The 16,750-nt window shown below is 44.7% G+C and carries 19 protein-coding genes; 16 read left to right on the forward strand and 3 right to left on the reverse strand.

What is annotated here, in order from left to right:
* Nucleotides 1-186: 186 nt before the first annotated feature.
* Nucleotides 187-3,822, forward strand: coding sequence for a leucine-rich repeat protein (locus ACYVD3_RS03960; protein WP_460641207.1), 3,636 nt, complete (start codon nt 187-189; stop codon nt 3,820-3,822).
* Between the two features lie 359 nt (nt 3,823-4,181).
* On the opposite strand, the gene ACYVD3_RS03965 is transcribed toward ACYVD3_RS03960, so the two are convergent.
* Complete coding sequence (locus tag ACYVD3_RS03965) at nt 4,182-5,189, reverse strand: ABC transporter substrate-binding protein (RefSeq protein WP_460641208.1); 1,008 nt, start codon at nt 5,187-5,189, stop codon at nt 4,182-4,184.
* Between the two features lie 77 nt (nt 5,190-5,266).
* On the reverse strand, nt 5,267-5,398 hold the full coding sequence (locus ACYVD3_RS03970) for a hypothetical protein (protein ID WP_460641209.1): 132 nt from the start codon (nt 5,396-5,398) through the stop codon (nt 5,267-5,269).
* A 154-nt stretch (nt 5,399-5,552) separates the two neighbouring features.
* Between ACYVD3_RS03970 and ACYVD3_RS03975 the strand changes: the two genes are divergently transcribed.
* Nucleotides 5,553-6,362 (forward strand): Cof-type HAD-IIB family hydrolase, encoded by an 810-nt coding sequence (locus ACYVD3_RS03975; RefSeq protein ID WP_460641210.1) that lies wholly within the window; start codon nt 5,553-5,555, stop codon nt 6,360-6,362.
* An 84-nt stretch (nt 6,363-6,446) separates the two neighbouring features.
* Nucleotides 6,447-6,749, forward strand: coding sequence for a YerC/YecD family TrpR-related protein (locus ACYVD3_RS03980; protein WP_460641211.1), 303 nt, complete (start codon nt 6,447-6,449; stop codon nt 6,747-6,749).
* 116 nt (nt 6,750-6,865) lie between these two features.
* Here ACYVD3_RS03980 and ACYVD3_RS03985 read toward each other — a convergent pair whose 3' ends face one another.
* Nucleotides 6,866-7,486 carry a DUF1836 domain-containing protein gene (locus tag ACYVD3_RS03985; RefSeq protein WP_460641212.1) on the reverse strand — a complete coding sequence of 207 codons (621 nt, stop codon included), beginning with the start codon at nt 7,484-7,486 and terminating at the stop codon, nt 6,866-6,868.
* A 263-nt stretch (nt 7,487-7,749) separates the two neighbouring features.
* Between ACYVD3_RS03985 and ACYVD3_RS03990 the strand changes: the two genes are divergently transcribed.
* The 13 genes from ACYVD3_RS03990 to spoVAE all read left to right on the forward strand — a co-directional run bounded on the left by ACYVD3_RS03990 (nt 7,750) and on the right by spoVAE (nt 16,734).
* Complete coding sequence (locus ACYVD3_RS03990; RefSeq protein WP_460641213.1) at nt 7,750-8,133, forward strand: RidA family protein; 384 nt, start codon at nt 7,750-7,752, stop codon at nt 8,131-8,133.
* Nucleotides 8,134-8,598: 465 nt separating this feature from the next.
* Nucleotides 8,599-9,975: a bifunctional folylpolyglutamate synthase/dihydrofolate synthase gene (locus ACYVD3_RS03995; RefSeq protein WP_460641214.1), complete on the forward strand. Its 1,377-nt coding sequence runs from the start codon at nt 8,599-8,601 to the stop codon at nt 9,973-9,975.
* Nucleotides 9,972-10,112 carry a hypothetical protein gene (locus ACYVD3_RS04000; protein WP_166433171.1) on the forward strand — a complete coding sequence of 47 codons (141 nt, stop codon included), beginning with the start codon at nt 9,972-9,974 and terminating at the stop codon, nt 10,110-10,112. Before ACYVD3_RS03995 ends, ACYVD3_RS04000 begins: the two co-directional genes overlap by 4 nt.
* Before the next feature lie 11 nt (nt 10,113-10,123).
* Complete coding sequence (locus ACYVD3_RS04005) at nt 10,124-11,446, forward strand: tetratricopeptide repeat protein (RefSeq protein WP_460641215.1); 1,323 nt, start codon at nt 10,124-10,126, stop codon at nt 11,444-11,446.
* Nucleotides 11,447-11,670: 224 nt separating this feature from the next.
* Entirely contained in the window at nt 11,671-12,012 is a 342-nt protein-coding gene (locus tag ACYVD3_RS04010; protein WP_460641216.1) for an STAS domain-containing protein, read from the forward strand.
* Between the two features lie 10 nt (nt 12,013-12,022).
* Nucleotides 12,023-12,457 carry an anti-sigma F factor gene (spoIIAB, locus tag ACYVD3_RS04015; protein WP_460641217.1) on the forward strand — a complete coding sequence of 145 codons (435 nt, stop codon included), beginning with the start codon at nt 12,023-12,025 and terminating at the stop codon, nt 12,455-12,457.
* A 5-nt stretch (nt 12,458-12,462) separates the two neighbouring features.
* Complete coding sequence (sigF, locus tag ACYVD3_RS04020; RefSeq protein WP_460641218.1) at nt 12,463-13,176, forward strand: RNA polymerase sporulation sigma factor SigF; 714 nt, start codon at nt 12,463-12,465, stop codon at nt 13,174-13,176.
* Nucleotides 13,177-13,240: 64 nt separating this feature from the next.
* Entirely contained in the window at nt 13,241-13,402 is a 162-nt protein-coding gene (locus ACYVD3_RS04025) for a hypothetical protein (protein ID WP_013272250.1), read from the forward strand.
* Nucleotides 13,399-14,025, forward strand: a complete 627-nt coding sequence (locus ACYVD3_RS04030) for a stage V sporulation protein AA (protein ID WP_460641219.1) — start codon at nt 13,399-13,401, stop codon at nt 14,023-14,025. Before ACYVD3_RS04025 ends, ACYVD3_RS04030 begins: the two co-directional genes overlap by 4 nt.
* Nucleotides 14,015-14,437, forward strand: coding sequence for a stage V sporulation protein AB (locus tag ACYVD3_RS04035; protein ID WP_460641220.1), 423 nt, complete (start codon nt 14,015-14,017; stop codon nt 14,435-14,437). The genes ACYVD3_RS04030 and ACYVD3_RS04035 overlap by 11 nt, the downstream gene beginning before the upstream one ends.
* Before the next feature lie 87 nt (nt 14,438-14,524).
* Nucleotides 14,525-14,977, forward strand: coding sequence for a SpoVA/SpoVAEb family sporulation membrane protein (locus tag ACYVD3_RS04040; RefSeq protein ID WP_460641221.1), 453 nt, complete (start codon nt 14,525-14,527; stop codon nt 14,975-14,977).
* A gap of 32 nt (nt 14,978-15,009) precedes the next feature.
* Complete coding sequence (gene spoVAD / locus ACYVD3_RS04045; protein ID WP_460641222.1) at nt 15,010-16,029, forward strand: stage V sporulation protein AD; 1,020 nt, start codon at nt 15,010-15,012, stop codon at nt 16,027-16,029.
* 348 nt (nt 16,030-16,377) lie between these two features.
* Entirely contained in the window at nt 16,378-16,734 is a 357-nt protein-coding gene (spoVAE, locus tag ACYVD3_RS04050; RefSeq protein WP_460641223.1) for a stage V sporulation protein AE, read from the forward strand.
* Nucleotides 16,735-16,750 lie beyond the last annotated feature (16 nt).

Consider the following 16,750-nt stretch of genomic DNA (forward strand, 5'->3'; position numbering starts at 1 on the left):
TGCTGATTTAATTTGTCTGGTGATGTGAATGCTCTGGCAATTAGTGGTCTAACCTGCTTAAAACGAACGCTGAAATAAGAAGGAAAGCTGATAATCCTCTTATTGCAGCCCAGGCACAAATGGAAAAACATAACCGGATGTTATGTTTGAATCCAAATATTATAAGTAAAGGAGAGGTAGAGAAAAATGAGAAGAAAACATGTGAGAGGTAAGGGAGTATGGAGAGCAGCCGCCTCCATAATGGCGGCAGTAGTCCTTACAACAGCGATCCCTTTAAACCTGCCTGTTTATGGGGAGGAACTGGTAAAGGAACAGGAAAGTCAGGAGATTGACGAAGGGGGCACTGATGCAGGTGATGACAGTAACCGAGAGAATCTGGTAGAGGAAAAGGAAACTCAAGAGTCCGAAGAAACGGTTACTGATTCAGAGAACGACAGTAAGGAGGAGAATCAGGAAACAGACGAGAAAGACCGCAGCGAGCCGGAGGATGACAAGGCGGAAGAAAACCAGACGAAAGAAAGCCAGACGGAAAAAGAGAAATCGGACGAAAATCAGCGAAATGAGAATGAAAAAGAGCCGCAAAATGAAAGCCCGGTGGCAGATGACGCTCTGACAGGAAATGTGGATGGAGAACAGAATAAGCCGCTGGACCAGGCTGTATCAACAAAAACGGCACGGGTTGCTGTATCCGGCGATGATTTTGAGATCAACATAAAAGGAGTGATCACCGGGTACAATGGATATGATACGGATGTGGAGATACCGTCAGAGATTGATGGGGTAATCGTGACGGGGATTGAAAGTTGCGTTTTTGAGTATTCTGACATTGAAAAAGTATCCATACCTGATACAATTAAAACAATAGGAGACGATGCGTTTTCATGCAGTTTTTATCTGGAATCGGTTTCTTTTTATGGCAATGTGCCTTCCATTGGGAATGCTGCGTTTTATCAATGTGGTGAGGGAACAGACGGCCTTACGTTCCACTGCCCAAGTAACTTAGAGAGTGAATATATTGAGGCATTAGCAGAGTGGGTATATGGCGGGAGTGGTAATAATGCACTTGAAGGTGATATTGATCCATATGAAGGCAGTATACCTTCCGTACCAAAGCCGGAGGATTATCTGGATGCAGTGGATGATTCATCATCCGGCGGAGTGATTATCAAAGGGGTAAAATCTGGAAGCAAGGAAACTTCTATCACGATTCCGGAAATCTTCAATGGAAAAACTGTTACACAGATTAAGGCCGGAGCATTTAAAAATAGTACAAAGATTAAAACGGTAACCATAGAAGCGGGAATAACCTCCATTGGAGATGGGACATTTAATGGATGCAGCAGCCTGGAGACAATCACATTCCCCGATATGCTGTCCAGTATCGGCAGTGAGGCTTTTTATAACTGTCAGAAGCTGACCGGTGTAACTTTCCCTGAAAGTCTGAGAGTGATCGGAAGCAATGCTTTCTATCAGTGTCTTGCTCTTGAACGTGCTGACTTAAGTCAGACGGAAATGACGGTTATAGCCCAAAATACATTTGAAAGCTGCCAAGTTTTATCGGATGTGGTATTGCCGGAAGGTTTGGAGACAATCGAACAGTACGCTTTTTTCAAATGTAATGCTATTACAGAGATTACTCTGCCCAAGAGTCTTAAGAGAGTTGGCCAGGGAGCATTCCAGTATGCCCATTTGACAAAGGTGGAGATCCCGGCAGGTGTAGGGCTGATTGGGGACAAAGAATTTGCTGCCGAGGCATTCTGGTGTGACGAACTTAAAGAAATAAATGTAAGTAAAGATAATCCGTCCTACGCAGATGAGGATGGCGTGCTTTACACCAAGGATAAGAAAACATTGCTTTATTATCCCAATGGAAGGGAAGATACTGTATATGAAATCCCGAAGGGTGTAGAGGAAATCAGCGGATACGCATTTAAGGTTCCGGCAGGTCAGAGGCCGGCCAACTGGGATTCCACCAAAGGTGACAATCTGAATACAATCGTATTTCCTGCTACTCTTAAGAAAGTTGGAAACGGAGCATTTGCCCAAAGGACATTAGACAGTATAACCATTACGCCAAATATAGAATGGGGAACCTATGTGCTTGACAACTGTAAGGTAAAGACCATTGAAATTGCTGAAGGCGTAACGGAAATCCCAGATAACTTTTTCTATGGTGCAACCGGATTTCAGGAGCTTACCCTTCCCGCATCTTTAAAGCGGATTGGAAACAGTGCCTTTGACAGGTTCCCGTTAGAGAGCATTGAACTGCCGGATGGTCTGGAAGAAATCGGAGTTGAGGCATTTGAATGCAGCAAACTGACCGGTATAAAAATTCCAAAAACCGTAAAAACCATTGGAGACCGTGCATTTTATCTGAATAAAAACCTTACAGATGTGGTATTTGAAGAGGGTTCTGCTTTAAAGAATACAGGGGAATTTACGTTCAACTCCTGTTCAAAGCTGGAAACTATAATGCTGCCTTACGGGGTAGAAGTCATAGACAACGGCTGTTTCAGTAGCTGCGATTCTCTAGAGTATGTAGGAATTCCATCTACGGTAACGACACTTGGAGATTTTTCTTTTTCAGGAAGCGGCCTCCGGACGATGGAATTGACAGACAGCATCCGGTATATGGGAACCGGTGTTTTCCGCAACAGTTTCTTAGAGTATGTAAAGCTGCCGGCATCGCTGGAGGTCATGGGAACCTGTACCTTTGAATGGTGCCGGGATCTGGAAAAGGTAATCTTCCCGGATAACATGAAGTTAAAAGATCTTCCTTCTGATACATTTTTTTACTGCGTAAATCTTACCGGCCTTACCTTACCGGCCAGCATTGCCAGGACGGAGCCTTGCTCCCTGTCATACTGCGATAGTCTGGAAAAAGTGGAGTATAAAAATAAAAATTTACAAAGGTCCGTTTTCGATTGCTTTGCAGTTAATTTAAACAGTTATTTCGGATATGGGGAGTGGGATGAAGGCACAAACTATGAATTATACATTCCGGCAGACACCACCATTTCTACGAAAAACGGATTTACAGTTAATACAAGCATTACAACCCCAGAGGCAGATAAAACGGAGAACCTCTACACTGAGGCCATGAATTACGCAAATGAATCCAGCGGAACTAAGACCAGAAGTGCATCTGCTGCTACGGCAAACTGCGGGTGTGCAGGAGGAAACGGCATTTTCAAATATACAGCTACCATAAGCCCTAAATTCAACTATATTGTTACCCAGGGTCAGGATTCGGGAGGTAAAGATGAGAACCAGAAGCCTTCAAATCCTAAGGAAAATGAAAATGGGAGGAATCCTGGTGATATACCTTCTGGAAATACGCCTTCCCAAAATATAACCTCTGAAAGCTCATCTTCTAAAGACACGGTTTCAGGAACAGGAGCAAATGCAAGCAGTCCTGTTAACGTAACCGGTGGACCTAGCACCACACGTTCTGATGGAAAAAATCCGGCGGCAGGTTCCTGGGCAAGGGATGGGAAGGGTTGGAAGTTTAACTATACAACTGACCGGACCAGTGCCTTGGGATGGGAATATGTTACCTGGAATGGCGTTTCCGGTTGGTATTATTTTAATAAAGAAGGCTATATGCTGATCGGCTGGATAGAGGATAATGGACGAAAATATTATCTTGACCGGCTGGGAGAGACCGTTCAGGGGCGGATGGCCGAAGGCTGGAATCTGCTGGACGGAAAATGGTACTATTTTAATACGGCTTCAGACGGAGCCAGAGGTGCTCTGCTTACGGATTCTGTGACTCCTGATGGATACAGAGTGGGGGCGGATGGTTCCTGGAATAGGTTATAATAATGGGAGGACGTTACCCTCATATCTGGAATACTGCCTATTATCAGGTAAATAACCAGAACTATGCCAGGAGTTTCTCCTGACAATAGTTACTTCCATCTTCCTACTTTGATTGTGCTTCTGTATAAAAGTATATTATATATTCCTATGTTTCGCGAGTATATTGTCCTTCTTATTTGACGCATTGTGCCATAGATGAGCAGAACTGGGTTCCGTTCATAATATGAAAGAACCTGGTTGCGGAAGAAAAGGAGTAAACTGTACCCTGATAGTTAGACACAGCCTCTTTTTCTGTGTTCACTATCAGGGTACAGTTTACTTTTATTATATAATTGATTGTACGATAAAAAAGATGGGATTTATTTTGCCGCTTTTTCCGAATAAACTGTGGTTACAAGGGTTTCATAGGGAACCCGTTCCTTCAATTGTCCGGATTCTTCCAGAATATTTTCCAGAAGTTCAAAGCTCTCTTTTTCAAACACGGTATCCTTTTTCCAGGTATCCTGTGCCTTATAGCGGTCAACGATTGCTGCAATGGTAGCTACGTCGGTTTCCTTAAACTGGGGCTGAATCACCTTTGCGATCTCTTCTGAAGAATGGGAATTCACGTATTCCAGGCCTCTTTGAATGGCATTGGTAAATTTCTGGATGGTTTCCGGATTTTTTTCCAGATAGCTTTTCTTTGCGCTGTAGGCGGTATAAGGAATATAACCGGAATCAACGCCCAGGGAGGCTACTACATGGCCGCTTCCTTCCTTTTCAAGTCCTGTGGCAAATGGTTCAAATTCTACGGTATAGTCTGCGTCATTGCTGGTAAAAGCCGCAGCCGTTAAGCCAAAGTTTATGCTCTGGTCAATGGAGAGATCCGTGGCAGGGTCAATGCCATTTTTCTTCAGGATGTACTCAAATACCATTTCCGGCATTCCTCCGGCTCTTCCGCCGAGTACCTTTTTTCCTTTCAGATCCGTCCACTTAAAGTCAGGCTGTGGTTCTCTTCCTACAAGAAAGTTCCCGGCTCTCTGGGTCAGTTGGGCAAAGTTGACGGCATAGTCTTTCGAACCGTTTGCGTAAGTATAGATGCTGGCTTCAGAACCCATAAATCCGATATCGGCATCGCCTGATATCAGGGCAGTCATGACCTTGTCAGCGCCGGCCCCGTTGACTAAGGTTAAGTTAATGCCTTCATCCTCAAAATATCCCAGTTCAATGGCTGAATACTGGGGAGCGTAGAAAATGGAGTGGGCAACTTCGTTTAGTGTGACCGGAGTCAATTCAGATGCTTTTGCTTTTGAACCGCAGGCAGTCAGGCTAAGCAAAGCAGCTCCGGTGAGTATGGCCGCCAGAAAAAAGTGATAGGCTTTTCTCATAAAATCCTCCTTAGGGAAATCTTAATACTACATTTTATTATGAGAATATGGGAAGGTACTTTGTCTTGAAAATTTTTTTATGTTTCAGCGGCTGAGGCAGATACATGATAAAAAAGCGGCCTTATATGTTTTCTGCCTGTGGTTCTGCAGCTTGTCAGGGAGACAGCCAGCATAAATGCCGCCAGGAGTAAGGCGATTGTCTTTTTCATATCGTGCCTCCTTTCCTAGTTTCTCCTAGTGGCATTGTATGAAGCCGGCCAGGCTGCGGTTCCGGTCATTTTTATATTTCTGTATTTTAGGATGGAATAAGAAGAGAAATTGTGCTATACTGCTATAGTAAAATTTACAAATAGGAGAAATATAATGGACTATCGGATGATTGTGCTGGATTTGGATGGGACGCTGACCAACGGTCATAAGGAGATTACGCCCAGGACCAAGGAGGCACTTTTTGAATTAAAACGACAGGGTGGAATCATCGTACTGGCTTCCGGACGGCCTACTTACGGGGTGATGCCCCTTGCCAGGGAATTGGAGCTTCATGAGTCAGGCGGATATATTTTATCCTTTAACGGAGGGCGTATCATCGACTGCAAAACAGGGGAAACGGTTTTTGCAAAGGAATTACCTGTGTCCTCTAATTCCAGAATTATCCGCATGGCAAAGGAACATGGAGTAAACATCCTGACCTATGAGGAAGATCTGATTGTCACTCCTAATGCAGGGGATGAATACGTGGGAAAGGAAGCAGCCATCAATAAGCTGGAAGTAAAAGAAGTGGAGGATATGGAGGCTTATGTACAGTTTCCCGTTGTAAAGTTCCTGATGCTTGAAGAGGGGGATTTCCTTGCCATGGTGGAGCCAAAGGTAAAAGCGGCTTTAGGACGGGATTACAGCGTTTACCGCTCAGAACCATATTTTCTGGAGATACTTCCAAAGGGAATCGACAAAGCTGCAAGCCTGGAACGGCTTCTTTTAAGGCTTGGCATGAACCGGGATGAGATGGTTGCCTGCGGAGACGGCTACAATGATTTGTCCATGATCAAGTATGCAGGACTTGGAGTTGCCATGGAGAATGCGGTTCTTCCGGTGAAGACGGCAGCCGATTATGTGACCCACTCAAATAACCATGACGGAGTGGCTCATGTTGTAGAAAAATTTATGCTTTCCTAATGTTTGCGGAGGGTGGACTTTACAACTTTAGTATGTTAAAATGCATCTGAAAGCAAAAACAAGAAAAGGGGATTGATTAATATTATGAATAAAAAGATTAAAACAGATGCGGTTGACCATCTGTTTGAAGCCATTTTGACCTTGAAATCAGCGGAAGAGTGCTATACCTTTTTTGAGGATGTATGCACCGTCAATGAGCTGTTAAGCTTATCCCAAAGGTATGAGGTGGCTAAAATGCTGCGGGAGGGCCGCACCTATCTGGAGATCGCAGAAAAGACGGGGGCATCTACCGCGACGATCAGCCGGGTGAACCGCTCCTTAAATTATGGAAACGATGGATATGATATGGTGTTTAAGCGTTTGGAAGAGGAAAAAAGAGAAGGTTAATGAAAACAGGGACAAGACGGGAATTGAAACTTGCCCCTGTTTTTATCATATCATGATCAACATTCAGCTTCCGCGCCTATGAGCAAGCTCATCTACGCTCTCTTGCGCTCATTATATTATTTTTTCTTTTTTATGTTTACAGGATCGGTTTCCCTTAAATCGTCAATGATCTGTTCAATGATCTGCTTCTTTAAGTACACATCAAAGGAAAGCTCACAGATCCAGGAAAATAGGCGGAGATATTCCAGATCTTCCCCCTGGAGCCCTTTGTTTTCAAAGGTTTTCCCTGCATGAACGTATTTTTGGGTGATATCCTCCTTGATGCGGTCTATATCCCCTTCTACCTGGGAGAAGATCTCCTTGTAGATGTCCTCCAAAGGGATTCCTTCCGAAGAATTAAAATGCTTTTCCGTAATGGGGCGGAAGAGCTGTTCAATATCATGGAAGGAAAGCAGATTCTTGAAATAATATATAAATATGAGGAGCAGAATATGCTCCCTGGAATACTTCTTTTTATTGGGAGCCGGAAGGAGATTGTTCTTTGCATAATTATTGATCATGGTCTTTGTCAGGACCTTGTCTTCCGGATAGCGTTTGGTATCTTTTAAATGCTCATCCATAAAGGTGGTGACCTGGTCCATGTACAGATCAATGTTAGGAATGGTCTCGGGCCTGATATGGTCTAAGGATTCCAGATACTTTAGGATGTCCTGCATTCTTTCTTCGTTGGTCTTCATATGTTTTCCTCTTTCCTGCCCGTGCCTTTTGAGCATAAAGGTATGGCCGCAGGGCGCCGACCTTCTGTACAGCCCATGCCGTACATGAGGGATGTTCCCTTTATTATATCATATTATATAGTATTCAATACCAGATGACAAGGGGGAAAAAAATATAATACACTAAATTTTTTTGAGAATACCTTAAAATGTTTCTTGACTTTTGACGAATGTGTGCTAATCTAGAATTATCAGAGAGATGAACGAAAGGAGACACATCATTTATGAAAAAAGTATTAGCAACAGAAAAAGCGCCGGCAGCAATCGGCCCATATTCTCAGGGTGTACGCGGAGGTGATTACGTATTTATATCTGGACAGCTTCCTATTGATCCTGCCACCGGTGAATTTGCAGGTGATGATATCGTATCCCAGACAAGACAGTCCCTGACAAACATCAAGTCCATTCTGGAAAGCGAAGGCTTATCCATGGCCAACGTGGTTAAGACAACCGTTTTATTAAAGAATATCAGTGAGTTTGGGGCAATGAATGAGGTTTATGCATCCTTCTTTGAAGGAGAATGCCCGGCAAGAGCCGCATATGAAGTGGTAGCTCTTCCAAAGAACGCTCTGGTTGAAATAGAAGCCATCGCTTATATCGGCAAGTAATGAGCCAGGCACAGGAATGGAGGCATTCCTGCAACCGGCAGTCATTTTCTGAGAACTTGTTTTAAGGAAACGAAAGCAGGGAGTACAGCCCTTTGAGACGCTTGACAGCGTTTCAGAGAGCTTTGCTCTCTTTTTGATTTTGTAAACTTGAGACGTATTTCAAGGGCAATTGTAGAAATAAAGGGCTTTTTGCGAAAGAAATGGGTTGCATATTGACGGACTTATATTATAATTAATTAGAAAGTCCGATTAATTTTTGGCTCATCGGATGACTGGTTTTCCCGATCCAGGCTTCATCAGGTTTATGTTCAGAAGGAAAATCAGGACTGAAATTAAGGTTGAAAGAAAAAGCAACGTTCAATCTTGAGTTTGTGAACAGCGCGCCCCGATTCACCGGGCGTCAACTGGATATGTAAGTATATCCCATTGATTTATTCGTATGCAAATATGGAAGATGGTACTCTAATGATGAAGATTGACGAAACGGCAGAAGAATATCTGGGCCGGATTCCCATGTGGACCAGAAAGAAAAATTCTCTGGAAGATATCAGGAAGTTTCTCTGTGAAATGGGGGAACCGGATGAAGGGATGAAAATTTTTCATGTGGCAGGTACCAATGGAAAAGGATCGGTATGTGCATTTTTACAGTCTGTTTTAAGACAAGCAGGCTGCAGGGTTGGCACCTTTACTTCCCCTCATCTGATGGAAATCAGAGAGCGCTTCTGTATCAATGGAGAGATGGTGGCGGAGAAGGTTTTTGAAGAAAGCTATGGGGCCGTCAGAATGCTTTCCCAGAGCATGATGGAAAAAGGGTATTGTCATCCATCTTATTTTGAGTTTTTGTTTTATATGGCAATGGACATGTTCCGTAAAACGGAAATGGATATTGTAATTCTGGAGACCGGTCTTGGAGGAAGGCTTGACACCACCAACGTCATTAAGTCTCCCCTGGTGTCGGTGATCACCTCCATCAGCCTGGATCATACGGAATATTTGGGGGATACCATTGAAAAGATCGCATGGGAGAAGGCTGGAATTATAAAGAAAGGGATCCCGGTAGTCTTTGACGGAAATGACAGAACGGCATCCCAGGTCATCCGAACCAGGGCAAAGGAGCTTGGCTCTCCCTTTTATGAGGTGGACAGGCAGGGATATGAGATAACCGGATGGGAAGATAAAGGCTGCCAGGCCAGGTTTTATAAAACCGGGGAAGATTTTATGGAAGTTACTGTTCCGACTGTTGCAGAATATCAGGTGATGAACGCCTTTCTTGCATTTAAGGCTCTTGAAGCGGCAGGGCTTAAGGAGGTAATGGGCCTGGAGATAACCCGGCAGCAGATGAAAGAGGGAATCGCCCACATGTACTGGCCGGGAAGGATGGAAAAGGTGCTGCCGGGGGTATATTTAGACGGAGCCCATAATCCAGGCGGAATTAAAGCTTTTGTCCGGGCGGCAGCCGGTTTGTGCGAAGCCGGGAAGAAACGGGCCGATCTTTTGTTTTCAGCAGTATCCGATAAGGATCATGATAAAATGATAAAGGAAATTGCAGGGGCGCTGCCTCTTGATCAAGTGGCGGTGGCTCATATACATTCAGAAAGAGGACTTGAAACAGAGGTCCTGCTAAAAGAGTTTCAAAATGCCTGCGGCTGCGGTGTGGAAGGATTTCAGACGGTGGAAGAGGCTGTTTTATACATGCTTCATAAAAAGGATGAAGAGCATCTGCTGTTTTGTGTTGGTTCTCTTTACCTTATGGGGGAGATAAAATCAGTTTTAAGGAGAAACTCCATTCCATGGATACCTGGATGGCCTGAGAAGATGGGCGGGAAAGAGGAAAGCATATGATTGATTTTGAAGCTGAGATTAACAGTTACAGGCCAAGCCTGGAGGTTGATGCCATTGAAGATGCCATTGTAAGAAGTGATCTGACTGATATGAATGATCTGATGATGGATCTTATAAAAGAAATCAACAAGGAATAGGCGGTTAAAATATGGATTATGAAAGAAAAACCAGGGTGATCGCAAACAGCTATTATAACATGGGGCTGGAGCGGGCAAAACTCCGGGACCTATCAGGTGCTTCCGAATGTCTGAAAAAAAGCCTTCATTTTAACAAGTATATGACAGACGCAAGGAACCTTTTGGGCCTGATTTATTATGAGGTCGGAGAGGTGGGGGAAGCTTTGGTGCAATGGGTCATCAGCATGAACTTACAGCCCGAGGGAAACCGTGCAGATCACTATCTTGGCCAGATACAGAGGAAGTCAGGTGCTATGGAGACGGAGCGGCGTGGGGTTAGAAGGTTTAACCAGGCTCTGATCTATGCCCAGAACGGAAGTGAAGATCTGGCGATCCTGCAGCTTAACAAGGTTGCGGAAAGCAAGCCTAACTATGTAAAGGCCCAGTTGTTGATGGCACTCTTATACATTGCCAGGGAAGATTATCAGAAGGCCGGGAAAGCTGTTTATAAGGTATTGCAGATTGACCGCAATCATCCCAAGGCTCTTTATTACAAGTCCCTGGTCAAGGATGCCGGGGGAAGCCCAAAAACAAAAAATGAGCGGGAGCCGGAAAAACGGAAGCTGAAAAATGTGCTTTCCCACAGGCAGATGGAAGATGACGATGTGATCATCCCTCCAAGCTATCGGGAGAATACAAAGGACCAGGCGGTGTGGAACATTCTTGCAGGGCTCTTGCTGGGGGCTGGAGTGATCTTTTTTCTGGTGATGCCGGCAAATACAAGATCCATCAATGATAGCCATAACAAGGAGATGTTAAAATACAGCGAAGCCTTAAGTCAGGCCAGCCAAAAGGCCGACAGCCTGACAGGGCAGTTGGAAGCTCTGGAAACGGAGAAGAAAACTGCAGAGGCGTCCCTGGCTTCCATTACCAGTGATTCAGACAGCGTTCTGGCCCAGTACCAGGCCGTAATCGGAATCCTCCAGGCTTATAAGAAAGATGATTTTTCGGCTGCGGTACGGATCTATGCAGGACTAAACCCGGATCTTATTACCTCCCCCGATGTCCAGGCAGTAATCGGCGAGATAAGAAAAGATATGACAGAGAAGGGCTGTCCGATTTTGGAAGGCCTTGGGGACAAGGCAATGGAGGCAGGAGATACCCAGACTGCTCTTAATTACTATTTAAAATGCATTGATTTAAAGCCGGCTAGCTGGCAGGCAAAGTTTAATACAGCGGTCATTTATAAAGGAATGGATCAGAAGGAACAGGCCAACGGGCTGTTCTCCGACATCATAAATAACAGTAAAGATGAAGAGCTATCTGCTAAGGCAAAATCAGAACGTGGTTTTTGACATAATTTACTTAGTGAAGGCAAGCAAAATGCAGCCTGAGCTTAGTAAATTAGTCGTTCGATGAACGAAGGTGAATCGAACTTCCTTAGTTTTAGCAAATGAAAGACACTACGGAAGAGGACTTTTTTTGTGGTGTCTTTTTATTTCTCGGAGCATTTCCAGGGAGCAAAAAAGTTCTTTTCTGGTATTACGGACAGACAATAAAGAATGGAGGAGTATTGCATATGAATCAACCATACTTTACATATGAAGCAGATGGACAGACGTTAATTGTCCATCTGCCGGAGGAGTTGGATCATCATAACTGTTCAGGACTTAAATGCGAAACCGATTTAATCCTTTCTGAGAACTATATTAAGCGCATTGTTTTCGATTTTTCAAAAACCAGGTTCATGGATTCTTCAGGAATTGGTATTTTGCTGAACAGGTATAAGCAGATGGCTTTAAGCGGGGGAACCGTGAGCCTTTACGGTGCAGGTCCCCAGGCTCTCCGCATTCTTAAAATAGGGGGCATTTTAAAATTAATGAAATTATATGACTCTAAGGAAGCTGCAGTCACAGGTTGAGGAGGAACGTATGTCAGAACAGAATAAACCAGAAATTCTGAAAATGGAATTGGAGGCCCTGTCAAAAAATGAAGAGTTTGCCAGAGTGGCAGTGGCTGTTTTTTTGGCAAGGTTAAACCCCACTCTGGAAGAGGTGGATGATGTAAAAACAGCCGTGTCGGAGGCTGTTACAAATGCGGTCATTCATGGATATCAGGGGCAGGGAGGGATCATTTACTTGGAAGTGAGGATAGATGGACAGGAGATTACCGTAATCGTTGGAGATACGGGCATCGGCATCCCTGATATCAAATTGGCCATGGAACCTATGTATACCACAGATCCGGATGGAGAACGGTCAGGCATGGGATTTTCCTTTATGGAAGCGTTTATGGATCAGGTGGAAGTAAAGTCGGCGACCGGAGAGGGAACTGCCGTGACCATGAAAAAGAAGATTAGCGGGTGAGCCTTATGGATGAGACCATGAGATTGATACAAATGGCTCACGAAGGAGATAAAGCGGCAAGGGATCAGCTTGTGACCGACAATTTCGGGCTGGTCTGGAGCATTGTACGCAGATTTACAGGGCGTGGTTATGAACCTGAGGATCTATTTCAAATCGGCAGCATTGGCCTGATGAAGGCCATTGATAAATTCGACTTGTCCTATGAGGTGAAATTTTCCACTTATGCGGTTCCAATGATCATGGGAGAGATCAAACGTTTTTTAAGAGACGACGGAATGATCAAGGTCAGCCGCTCCATTAAGGAAATGGGGCTTAAGGTAAAAAATGTCAGGGAGGAATTGATATTTCGTCTGGGAAGAGAACCCACGGTGGAAGAAATTGCCGGGGAGATCGGGGTCAGCAAGGAAGAAGTGGCCGCTTCCATTGAGGCAGGAGCGGAAGTGGAATCCTTATACCGTTCTGTCAACAAAAATGACGAAAACAGCATTTTACTCATTGATAAAATTGAAGAAGAAAGCTCCGCACAGGAAGAGCTTTTAAACCGCATGGTGCTTCGGGAACTTTTAACGGCGCTTTCCGACAAGGACAGGGAAATTATTATCAGGCGCTATTATTACAATGAAACCCAAAGCCAGATTGCGGCAAAGCTTGGAATCTCCCAGGTTCAGGTTTCCAGGCTGGAAAAAAAGATTTTAAAACAGATGCGGGAAAAATTGTAGAATAAAATAATTTTATACGGCTCATACTAGCTTTGAAAAACCAGAAAAAAGGATGTGAGCACGTATGGAATCCATAAAACATAAGCTTGTCATGGCGCTTCTTGTGTTATGCCTGATTGCAGTGGCCGCTGCTATCTGGTATATGATCGCTGTTATGCCGGATGGAGCGGAGAAAGAAGGGACTCTTGTAGAAGCCATTCCTGGATTGGAGATGATGGTTTCATGAGCAAGACCGTTTATTTGAATATCAGCCAGATTACAGAGGTCCGGCACAAGGAAATCCAGTTAAAGGATGTGGCAGATGTTTATTGTGACGATTCGGCCATCATGAATAAGTGCAAAGCCCTTCGGATCAAAACCATTCATCTGGACCGCAACAAGCGGTATATAGAAAGTACTCTTGATGTAATCAAGAAACTGATGGAAATGGATTCGACGCTTCAGATCAATAATATGGGGGAAGTAGACTTTATCATAGACTACCATAAGCCTAAGCCCCCCATTTGGGTCTGGCAGTGGGCTAAAACCATTTTTGTCTGCATTGTATGTTTCTGCGGAGCATCCTTTGCCATTATGACCTTTAATAATGACGCCAGTGTTTCAGACGTTTTCAAGGAAATCTACCGGATCGTCATGAAACAGGAATCCAGCGGATTCACGATTTTGGAGGTCAGTTATTCCGTTGGGCTGACTTTGGGGATTGTGGGATTTTTTAATCATTTCGCAAAATACAAGATCAATACCGATCCAACGCCGCTGGAGGTGGAAATGCGGCTTTACGAAGACAATATCAGTAAGACCCTGATTCAGAACGATGGAAGAAAGGAGTCGGATATTGATGTTTCTTAAAGAAGTATTTCTTGTTTTTATTGGGCTCAGCGCTGGCGGCATCATAGCAGCCGGCGTTTTTGCTTTTCTGGCAATTATTGGCGTATTTCCCAGGCTGATTGGAATAACCCATACAAAAAAGCATATTTTGCTTTATGAATCGTTCATCATTCTTGGGGGTGTCCTTGGGAATATATGGGATATTTATGAAATACCCATAGGATTTGGCGGAAATCCGGTTCTTGGTATATATGGGCTGTCCGCAGGGATCTTTGTGGGAATCCTTGTCATGTCTCTTGCGGAAACGTTAAAAGCCCTGCCTGTAATGAGCCGAAGGATTCATTTAGCCGTTGGACTGCAGTATTTGATTCTTTCTATCGGCCTTGGCAAATTGATCGGTTCCCTGATCTATTTTACAGGGAATCTTGGATAGTGACAGGAGGCAAAGGATCTACAGAATGGAGGAACGCCCCAGGGGCATACCTACATGCCAAAAAAACATGGGCAAAAGGAGGAAATCATGGAAATAAACAAAAAAGCATATGAGGCTTACGTAAAAGAGGTGACTCCGGTCCATAACAAATGGCCGGGGATTATAAAGGCTTTTCTGGTAGGTGGAACCATATGTGTCTTAGGCCAGATTGTGACAACCTTATTTATGAATGCAGGTTTGGAAAAGGAAGCGGCCTCTGCCTGGACGACTCTGGTTCTGATTGCAGCCACCGTCATCCTCACCGGGTTTAACATTTATCCCAAGATTGCAAAATTTGGCGGAGCGGGAGCCCTGGTGCCTATCACGGGATTTGCCAATTCCGTTGTGGCTCCGGCGGTAGAATTTAAGGCGGAGGGCCAGGTATTTGGAATCGGCTGTAAGATTTTTACCATTGCCGGTCCTGTCATACTATATGGAATATTAAGCTCCTGGGTCCTTGGGATCATCGCCTATGTGTTAAAGGCTTTTAGCATGCTGTAGGAATGAACCGGTCAGAGAAATGGAGAGAGAAAATGCAGATAGGAAAAGCAAGTATTAAATTTGAAGAACCTCCGATTATTGAAAGCATGGCTTCCATAGTCGGTAAAAAAGAAGGAGAAGGCCCCCTGGGAAAATTGTTCGACGTTGCGGAGCAGGATGACATGTTTGGGGCAGACACATGGGAAAAGGCGGAAAGCGCTCTTCAAAAGCAGACGGCTGATCTGGCCATTGAAAAAGGAGATATCCGGAAAAAAGACATCCGGTATTTGTTTGCAGGAGATCTGCTGGGCCAGTTGATTGCCACTTCTTTTGGAACCGTTGATTTGGAAATTCCCTTATTCGGCTTGTTTGGAGCCTGTTCCACCATGGGTGAGGCTCTTAACCTGGGGGCAATGACCGTTGCAGCAGGCTATGCGGACAAGGTCATGGCCATGGCTTCCAGCCATTTTGCAACGGCTGAAAAGCAATTCCGTTTTCCTTTGGGATATGGAAGCCAGAGGCCATTTTCCGCCTCCTGGACCGTTACAGGCTGCGGTGCGGTGGTGCTCACCAAGCACAGGAAGGAAGGGATCGCGGCCATTACCGGGATCACAACCGGACGCATGGTGGACATGGGCATCAAAGATTCCATGAATATGGGAGCCGCCATGGCTCCTGCTGCCTTCCACACCATACAGCAGAATTTTGATGATTTTCAGGTGGATGAGTCTTATTATGATAAAATCATTACAGGAGATTTAGGCCAGGTAGGCCGGACCATCCTCCTTGATTTCATGAAAAATAAGGGACATGATCTGGAAAAGGTGCATATGGACTGCGGAATCGAGATATTTAACAGCGAAGAACAGGATACCCATGCAGGAGGAAGCGGCTGCGGCTGTGCGGCTTCCACTCTTTGTTCCTATATACTCCCTAAAGTACAAAGCGGTACATGGAAACGGGTCCTGTTTGTTCCCACAGGCGCCCTCCTTTCCACAGTGAGCTTTAACGAAGGCGAGACGATCCCAGGAATCGCCCATGCAGTTGTGATTGAAAATATGGGAAACCTATAGCCATGCAGAAATAGTTGTACTGTTTGTGCGTGGGAGCTTGCTCACTAAGCGCAAACAGTACAACTATTTCTATAGGGCGCAGCCCGCATTCATAATTTGGCGGCGCATTTCCGCCAAATTATGAATGGCATGGCGTATTTCCGCCAAGTTATAAATGGAATGCCGCATTTCCGCCAAGTTATAAATGGCATAGCGCATTTCCGCCAAATTATGAATGTCATGGCGTATTTCCGCCAAGTTATAAATGGAATGCCGCATTTCCGCCAAATTATGAATGGCATGGCGTATTTCCGCCAAGTTATAAATGGAATGGCGAACACATGGACAGTAAAAGGAAAGGAGACAGCCATGGATTACGTGAAAGCGTTTTTAGTAGGAGGAGCCATCTGTGTTCTGGTGCAGATACTAATGGACAATACAAAACTGATGCCGGGCCGCATTATGGTTCTTCTGGTGGTAACCGGAAGCATCCTGGGGGCAATTGGGATCTACCAGCCCTTTGCCGACTGGGCAGGAGCCGGGGCAACGGTCCCGCTTCTGGGCTTTGGAAACACCTTATGGAAGGGTGTTTATAAGAGTATGGGAGAGGATGGATTCTTAGGAATTTTTAAAGGAGGATTCACTGCCAGCGCCGTGGGGATCTCCGGAGCATTAATTTTCGGATATCTGGGGTCCATTGTATTTAAGCCCAAGATGAAGAGTTAATGGAGATATGACAGAA

The sequence above is a fragment of the Lacrimispora brassicae genome (assembly GCF_054772055.1).